Origin of the sequence: Campylobacter sp. BCW_6460 (genome assembly GCF_001762705.1) — a bacterium.
Classification (GTDB): Bacteria; Campylobacterota; Campylobacteria; order Campylobacterales; family Campylobacteraceae; genus Campylobacter_D; species Campylobacter_D jejuni.
The window spans coordinates 1-8060 of record NZ_MJXI01000012.1; the positions used below are offsets into that span (position 1 = coordinate 1).

Annotated in this window: 7 protein-coding genes; all 7 read right to left on the minus strand. The window is 28.8% G+C overall.

All coding sequences use genetic code 11. The features are described 5' to 3' along the window. Positions 1–278, minus strand: a 278-nt coding sequence (locus AJ881_RS03970) for a bacteriophage T4 gp5 trimerisation domain-containing protein (protein ID WP_410002316.1), incomplete at its 3' end; no start/stop codon positions are given. Continuing rightward, positions 275–2815 carry a hypothetical protein gene (locus AJ881_RS03975; RefSeq protein WP_070282255.1) on the minus strand — a complete coding sequence of 847 codons (2541 nt, stop codon included), beginning with the start codon at positions 2813–2815 and terminating at the stop codon, positions 275–277. The genes AJ881_RS03975 and AJ881_RS03970, both read right to left, overlap by 4 nt. Then, a complete protein-coding gene (locus AJ881_RS03980) occupies positions 2805–3620 on the minus strand; it encodes a lysozyme inhibitor LprI family protein (RefSeq protein WP_070282258.1) in 816 nt (271 codons plus the stop codon). The genes AJ881_RS03975 and AJ881_RS03980 overlap by 11 nt, the downstream gene beginning before the upstream one ends. A 59-nt stretch (positions 3621–3679) precedes the next feature. Further along, the gene (locus AJ881_RS03985; protein ID WP_070282260.1) at positions 3680–4717 is read right to left on the minus strand and encodes a lysozyme inhibitor LprI family protein; all 1038 of its coding nucleotides are present in this window, start codon (positions 4715–4717) and stop codon (positions 3680–3682) included. 544 nt (positions 4718–5261) lie between these two features. After that, complete coding sequence (locus tag AJ881_RS04000; protein ID WP_070282262.1) at positions 5262–5873, minus strand: hypothetical protein; 612 nt, start codon at positions 5871–5873, stop codon at positions 5262–5264. Between the two features lies 1 nt (position 5874). Further along, positions 5875–7323, minus strand: coding sequence for a hypothetical protein (locus AJ881_RS04005; protein WP_070282264.1), 1449 nt, complete (start codon positions 7321–7323; stop codon positions 5875–5877). 115 nt (positions 7324–7438) lie between these two features. Further along, positions 7439–8060: bacteriophage T4 gp5 trimerisation domain-containing protein (locus AJ881_RS09560; RefSeq protein ID WP_070282266.1), on the minus strand; the 622-nt coding region annotated here is incomplete at its 5' end.

Consider the following 8060-nt stretch of genomic DNA (forward strand, 5'->3'; position numbering starts at 1 on the left):
ACTATGGTATCTTTAGATAAGCCCACATTAGTTAAGTATTCTCCTCCTACATTGACATTTTTAGCTAAGTCTATGATTTGAGTATGAACCTTTTTAATCCTTTCATTATAAATTCCATCTACCTTAGAATCTTTATCATTTAAAATTCTTTGAGTGAAATTATGCTGGACTAATTCATCATAATCCTTTTGGGCTTTTAAATAAATTTGTTCTTTATCTTTTATATTTGAGAGGGTAAGTTCAATGGCTTTTTTTGCATAATTTAAATCTTTAGTCATTTTAACACTAAATGCGTTATTCCTTGTGTTGTTTTAAAAGCAGGTGTGTTAAAATAGGCAAATAAAATTAATTGATATTTTTCATTCATATTATAAAGTATATTCCTATCATTTTGTGAAAGCATAGAAGTATTAAAGGTTATATCATTTCCTTGAAGATTTTCTAAAATCTTAATTTTAGATTGATTGCATTCTAATTCCTCTTCTTTTTTTACACAATATGCCCATTTAATTGTCTCATCGAAGAAAAATTTCTCCTCATTATTTAAGTAAGCTCTAACAAAAATAGTTTCATTGTAAGGGATTTTATCAGTAGTATTTTGCTGTTCTTTTTCTTTATAAGCTTTCAAATTTGTGATATATAAATTCTCTCTTGAATTTTTTATTTGTTTTTCATACCCATTTGTCTCAGTATCTAAATAAAGATTTTCTCCAAAATCTTGCATGCTTACCTTATTTGTAAAAGTATAACAACCTCCTTGCTTATCTGCAGAACTTAAAGAGACTATTGCCACATTTCCAATTTTATGTATTTGACTTGTGCTAAAGCCTTCTAAGGTTTTTGTAGCTATAATACATTTTGTAGCTCTTTTAAAAAAAGAAGAGTTTTCATCTAAAATTAAATCAATCTTGAAACTGCTCTTATAAATGCCTTCTTGATACTCTAGCTTTAAACTTTCATAAATCCTTCTGTTCTCACAATTATGAAGAAATATTTTAGTGATGGTTTCATGATTATTTCCATTTTCATCTAAAATCTTAAGATTATTGAGTGTTAATTCAAAATTTCCCCCTCTATGTAATAAAATCTCTTCGCTACTATACCTTTCTAGTTTTAAATAGATTTTTAGCATCTTTGAGGCTTTATCTTGTAAAATTTTAAATTGATTTTCTTTAGCAAAACTGTATAATTCTATAGCATTTTCTTCATTACCAGCAAGAGCAACTTTTAAAATTCCATCGTTTTTATTAATAAAATATGATATATTGTTTTTTACTGTTTTAAAGTATATTTCATCTTCTTTTTTTAAAATAAGTTCTTCTTGGGTGCTACAAGAAAAAGCTTGTGGATTAATTGCTTGTTGTTCTTCTTGTGTTGGATCATATTTTAAATACATTAGCTCACATTGATCTTCTATTAATTTAGAACAATCTATTTTTGCTTTTGCTCCTATAAGTAAAGTAATAAAAGTATTTTTAGGTTGTTCTATTTGTATAATAGATGGAGTGGGATTTGGATAGAGTATAAGAATATTATGGGGTGTATTTGCTTCTAGTTTTTCAAACTTTTGTCTTAAAGTTTTATTAAGCAAGGCAACATTATCCAATTTATTAGCACCTAAATTCTCACAATAATTAGCAATACAATAAATATTATCTAAGCTAAAATTTTTTTGAGTGAGGGTGTTTAGGTAGGATAGATAGGGGGAGAGAATATCAGCTATACCCTGAAATTCTTCTTTAGCAACATAAGAATAATAGTGCTTATCTTTAGTATGATATGTATTGTATTCTCTTAAGAGATACTCTGCTTTTTCATCAACTTCTTTGCATTTATCATAAGTTTGCATAAAAGAAAGGTAAGTGTATTTATCTGGCAACTTCAGTCCTTGCTTGGCATTGGCTTCTCTAAAGTTAAAATTAAGATAAGAGAAAATATCAAGACTTGTTGAAAAATATTCAATATTATTATTTTGATTCTTATTGCTTAAGCCAAACATAGCGGCTTCTTGGATTCTGCGAGAATAATAAGGGTTTTTGAATTGTCGTATATCAGCATAATAACGCACAGAAAACCACGCTAAGAATCTATTCTTATCTTTAAGGGCTTTTTGAAGCAAGATGAGTCCACTCTCTGGGTTAAATCTTGCTGGACGCTGATAATAAATAGACAATAAGGGAATAAACTCTTGTGGATTGGTTAATTCTGTCTTACTAAAAGAAGTAAGATAATTTGCATTCCATTTGTTTAATTTGTGTCTTAGTGCCCTAATTTCACTAAAACTGATGATATTTTTAACTTCTATTGCTTCGTTATCTGTAAGCTCAAAAACTATATTTTCATCAAGTTTTTGGTTGATATTTTCAAGATTTTGATTGTAGATTTTTATATTATTTTGCAAAATGGCATTGATATCTTTTTGTAAATTAATCATATTTTGATTTGGGTTTTTACCTGTTTGATAGGTATTTTTTTGAATTTTATTACTTGCCTTATATTCATTAATCTTATCTTTTATTTCTTTAGAAGTTGTATTAATGAGAATTTGCATAGATTGTGATTGTTTGCCTAGTATATTAGCTAGGGTATAGACGCCATTTTCTAAGTCTGTGTATTGCAAAATCCCTGCTTTATACATCAAAATAACATTTCTCCATTTATCTTCGTCAATATTAAATCCTATACCAATGGTAATTTTTGGATCATCTGCACTATCAGCATAAATCTTTGTTCTAATCCCTTCAACCAACCTTAATAGACTAAAAAGTTTATTATAAAATTCCTCATAGCTTAAATTTGTTGTCTTAATTGGCATTTAGTTTCCTAAAATCTATATTTTGAATAAAATTATCAAGTGGCTGAATAACTCTAGTTTGCATTTCATCTAAATCAAACTCACACCCTCCATTTGTGCATATAAATCCCTCATCTTCAAACGCACATACTTGAGTATAGCGACCATTTGAGCTTAATTCCTGTAATGCTTTGGAGGCTTCTATAATGGTTTCTTTATATCCTTGTGGAAACAATTTATTGTAAAATCTAAACTTTGCTAAACCTTTAATAGAAAAAATATCGAGTATCATATTGCCCTTGCAAGTATAAAAAGTATCTTTGTCTATGAGAAAACTTGTATCTATGATAGTATTGGTGCTAAGCAATAAAATTCCCATTTTATAAACCCTTGCTATACAAGGCTTGTAATGATGTGGTTTAAAACCAAAATGAACCGAGTCAAGATTTTCATACATTATTCCATTTTCGCGTCCTTTGTTAAATACTTTTTCCACTTCTTTTTCATCATCATTTTTTGCCAATAAAAAACAACGCATATTGTCTCTATAATCTATAAAATTTTTAGCAAATTTTTGCATTTGTTTTTTTGTTTTTTGCCCCTCTTTTGTATCTTTAGGGATACTCTTTAGTATTGAAAAATAGAGTTTAGAATACAATCTATCAAGTTTTTGTAACTCCCCACTTTTATCATTACAAATCATCTTTTCTACTTTTGTACTTGCTTTAGCACAATCAAAACTAGGTTTGGCTTCTTTTGGGGATTGTGCATTAGCACTAATGGCTAACATTAAACACAATCCTAAAACTATTAAAAACTTTTGCATAAGAACTCCTTTAATTTACTCTGTATTTTTTGTCGTTTCAAACATCAATTATTTCCTTTTTAAAAAGTGCATTTTAATTCTCTTTTATTACCTTCTAAAAGATAAATGCGTGTTTCTGGATAAGTAGAATTCTCATCAAAATTAAATCTACCATTCCAAAGAGTAATATAATTTTTGCCTTGAAATTCCATAACTCCATAAGTTAAATAGCTTAGTATAGGAATTTCAGAGTTAAATTCTGCTTGTTCTGGTATTCCTGAAATTTTATTGCTTGGCAGGGCATATGTTTCAAGTGCCATGCAAGGCGTCTCATTTACCATGCAAACTTCTTCTTCAGTTTTTGCTCCGCTAAAATGCAAATCATCTCCATAGATTTTACCACTTGCTTTTGCATCTAGCTTACCATTTTTATATATTGCAAGTGCACTAAAATATTCCCCTCGTGAAAGAATTACATTATCTAACACTCCATCATTATTAATATCAATTTTTCTTTTATAGACTCTAGGAGGACTGATAAAAAGACTTTTTTCTTTGATAGCTTTTGCCATTTCTTTTTTTATAATCTCTCTATTTTCTGTGCAATAATTATCAAAATTGCCATATTTATCATTTGCTCCAAAAGCACAATAACCTATACTAAAGGGAGGATTGACAGATGGAGGAACTTCTTGCCATTTACTGTCACCAAATTTATTTTTTCTTGCATATTCACATAGTTCTTTATTGTTAGAATCTAGCACTTCTCCTAGAAGTTTAAGTAATTGTGTAATGCGCTCTTCATAAGAATCTTTTATAAAATCAACTTCATTTAAATTTTTAATAAATGCTCTTTGTGAATCTAAAAGATCTTTTAGCCTTTGCTCTTTATCAGGAAATTTAGAGATTTTTAACTCTTTTCTTAATTGTGTATAGACTTCACCCATATAGCGATCTAAATTTTTTAACCGCCCACCTTCATCATTACAAATCATCTTTTCAACTTTTGTAGTTGCTTTGCTACAATCAAAGCTAGGTTTAGCTTCTTTTGGAGATTGTGCATTAGCACTAATGGCTAACATTAAACACAATCCTAAAACTATTAAAAACTTTTGCATAAGAACCCCTTTAATTTACTCTGTATTTTTTGTCGTTTCAAACATAATAACTACTCCTCAATGAAAATTCGTTTAGAGCTAGATTTAAATGTGATTGCATAAAAAATTTTCTTAAAAATATACCAAAGGTAAAGAAATACCACAGATATACATTGTTAATAACTCCCATTCACAAGTAATACAGATAATCAAAAATAATAAATAATATGAAAAAAGCCAAGCAATCCAAAAACTTTTTGAACATACAAACCCACAAAAGCTTTGAAATCTTATCAAAAATACTATACATACATAAGATATACCACCAAGAATCAATACAGGCAATGTAAAGACATATGCTAAAAACCCAAATCCATCAGTCATTATCTCGCCTCACTTTTTACTATAATCCTCAATAGATTCTTTGTATCCAAATTATTTGGAATCTTAATATTTTTAAAACCTTTGCTTGTAACTATAAAATCACAACCAAGATTGAAATGTTTCTGTGTTTGTTGGATTTGTATTTGTTGGTAGTCGTGGTTTTGATATATAAGTTTTTGCATTATGGTTTGTCCTTACCTATCATAGATAAGATTCTATATAGAATCTTAGTAAAAAATGACTTATGATTTTTATAGAGGATATAGCTAAGGAGTAGTGCAATTATACCGGGAAAAACCACAACAAGAACATAAAAAGTTATAGTGCGAATCGCCTCATTTCTCTCATCGATTTTAAGATAATATCTATCACACCATGCGCTGATATAATATCCAATAGCATACATCATTACAAAAGAAAGGATAAGTAGTCCAATCCCAATAAAAAATGAAACGATATATCTGCCTAGTCTCTTTGTAAATGAAATCTTTTGCATATCAAAATAAGTATAGATAATAGCATAGAGTATAAAGGTAAGATGTATAATTTGCAAGATAATGGGGATTAAAAACATTTGAAAAATTTCAAAAAGGCTGATAATAGTTGTATCGACAAATATTACCCACATAGCTAAGTATAACAACACTGAAGCTCCAATATGTAGAGTAAGATTCACATATTGAGGCTTATATTTATACAATAAAAGCGTCAGACAATAAAGGGGTAGAAAATAGTATGCAATAAGACTAAGCCCATATATAAAAGGCTCATAATCACCACCAGCAAAAAACATCTTACTTCCCCACTATAAAAGCAGTATCTTGCATTTGCGTATGACTAAAATCCATATCCAAAAATGTAGAGCTATATAAAAAGAAATCTAAGCCTAGATTAAAATACTGCTTTGTTTTTAGAAAGTCTGAATTATATAAGGGAAATAAGAATGATTTTGGTGAGGTATATTTAAAATGAAATTTTGTATTTCGGTATTGCATTATCGAATTATATAAATCAAATCCTACCTTCTCATAATCCCATGCCCCAATAAGCTGATCGCTACCATTATTATTAAAATTCACAGTATCAATGATAAAAGCACGCACCTTTTTGCACGCAGCATATAAAGAATGGTAATTATAGAATCTTGTAACTCTCGTGATTTGTATAAGGCTTGGTATATATAAGATATTAAAAGTCCCTGCAATAGAGTATAGAGCAAAATTCTGCTTGTATTTTGGGTTAGAGTGGAATTTATCTAAAACTTCTTTTTCATGTTGTATGGAGTTTTGCAATGGAAATGCATCAAATTTACTTAAGCCTAAATGCGGTAAAAACACATCATTTTTTATATCAAACCTTTGAAAATATAAACTATTATCGATAATATCTGATGGTTTTTGTAAGTCTTTTATAGCTCTATGAGTTTCTGCTAGAGTGCAATCAATGGTAATTTGTGGATAATCATTTATTCTTATAAGATAAGAGGCATTATAATTGGGTATTTCTTTATAAGCAAAGACTAATAGTGTTTTTTGCTCTTGTGTGTCTTTAGGGTTTGGTAGTTGCAAACTAAGATGTTTTCCACAATAAGCTTTGTTGTTTTCTAAATGTCTATAAATGATAGAAGAAGATAATAGGGCTTTATCTTCTTCTTTTTCAATATAAAAACAATCTTTTAAAATTTCTTCATCAAATAAAGAACTTTCCTTTTTGTCATTAGTTAATTGGTTTTTGTTTAACTTATCTAAGGTGTTTTTATCCTGAATAAAAACATAACCCCATTTAATTTGCTCTTCTTTGATTTTTGCATCCTCATAAATAGCTTCAAATTCTACTATATCACCAAAAGTATAGAAATTACGCACTATTTTTTCATTATTTTCTAAGGTAAATTCTTTGGATTTTAGCCTAATAGAGTTTATAGGGCCTTTATCTGCCTTTCTTTCAAATTTTATTTCACACCAATGCCCATACTCATAACTTCTTAATAAAAATCTATGATTATAGATGGGTTTGTTTTTATAAACACTAGATTGATTTAAAATTAATTCAAAGCTTTGTGCTTCTTTACTAAAAATTTCACTAGCATTTAAATGAGCTTCCCTCATTCTATTGGTTGTAAAAATAGTCTTTTTATTGCCCTGTGCTATTTCATAAAGCTTAAATTCTTGATTATGCAGAAGAATATTATTAGAACTTAAAAGCCTAATATTTAAACTATTTTTTTGATTAAGTGCTTCCATTACTCTGCCCTAAGCTCTCCACCTCTAACCACAAGTCCTTTAGTGTCTATAGTTACTTCAACTCCACCTGCTTTAATTATAACACAATCTCCCTTAGTAACAATTTGAGTATCGCCTACTTGATGGAGGATTTGACTGCCTGTTTTACTTCACAATCTGTTTGAAAGTCAAAAGTTGAATTATCTGATTCTAAAGAATATTGTTCCTCTACCTTTGTCTGCATGGAATTGGACTTTAAGGATGTATTATCTTGTATGTGGGCGGATAAATTTTGATGAACATTAAGGAAAAATTCTTTTTCTATTGTTTGGGTTAAAGACTTTTCTATTAATAATTTATTTTCTCCCTTCACATTCCTTGTCTCATCTTTATGGATAATAGTATTTTGATTAGCACCTATTTCTATGTCTTTGTTTTCTCCTACATATTCGCTAGAATTCTTAGATACTCTTACTTTATTATCTACTCCTACATTTAAGGTATTGCTTAATCCCACTATGGTATCTTTAGATAAGCCCACATTAGTTAAGTATTCTCCTCCTACATTGACATTTTTAGCTAAGTCTATGATTTGAGTATGAACCTTTTTAATCCTTTCATTATAAATTCCATCTACCTTAGAATCTTTATCATTTAAAATTCTTTGAGTGAAATTATGCTGGACTAATTCATCATAATCCTTTTGGGCTTTTAAATAAATTTGTTCTTTATCTTTTATATTTGAGAGGGTAAGTTCA

Bases quoted from the DNA above. Each gene is read 5' to 3' on its own strand.
- AJ881_RS03985 (WP_070282260.1), bottom strand. From the start codon at position 4,717: ATGCAAAAGTTTTTAATAGTTTTAGGATTGTGTTTAATGTTAGCCATT.
- AJ881_RS03975 (WP_070282255.1), bottom strand. From the start codon at position 2,815: ATGCCAATTAAGACAACAAATTTAAGCTATGAGGAATTTTATAATAAA.
- AJ881_RS03980 (WP_070282258.1), bottom strand. From the start codon at position 3,620: ATGCAAAAGTTTTTAATAGTTTTAGGATTGTGTTTAATGTTAGCCATT.
- AJ881_RS04000 (WP_070282262.1), bottom strand. From the start codon at position 5,873: ATGTTTTTTGCTGGTGGTGATTATGAGCCTTTTATATATGGGCTTAGT.
- AJ881_RS04005 (WP_070282264.1), bottom strand. From the start codon at position 7,323: ATGGAAGCACTTAATCAAAAAAATAGTTTAAATATTAGGCTTTTAAGT.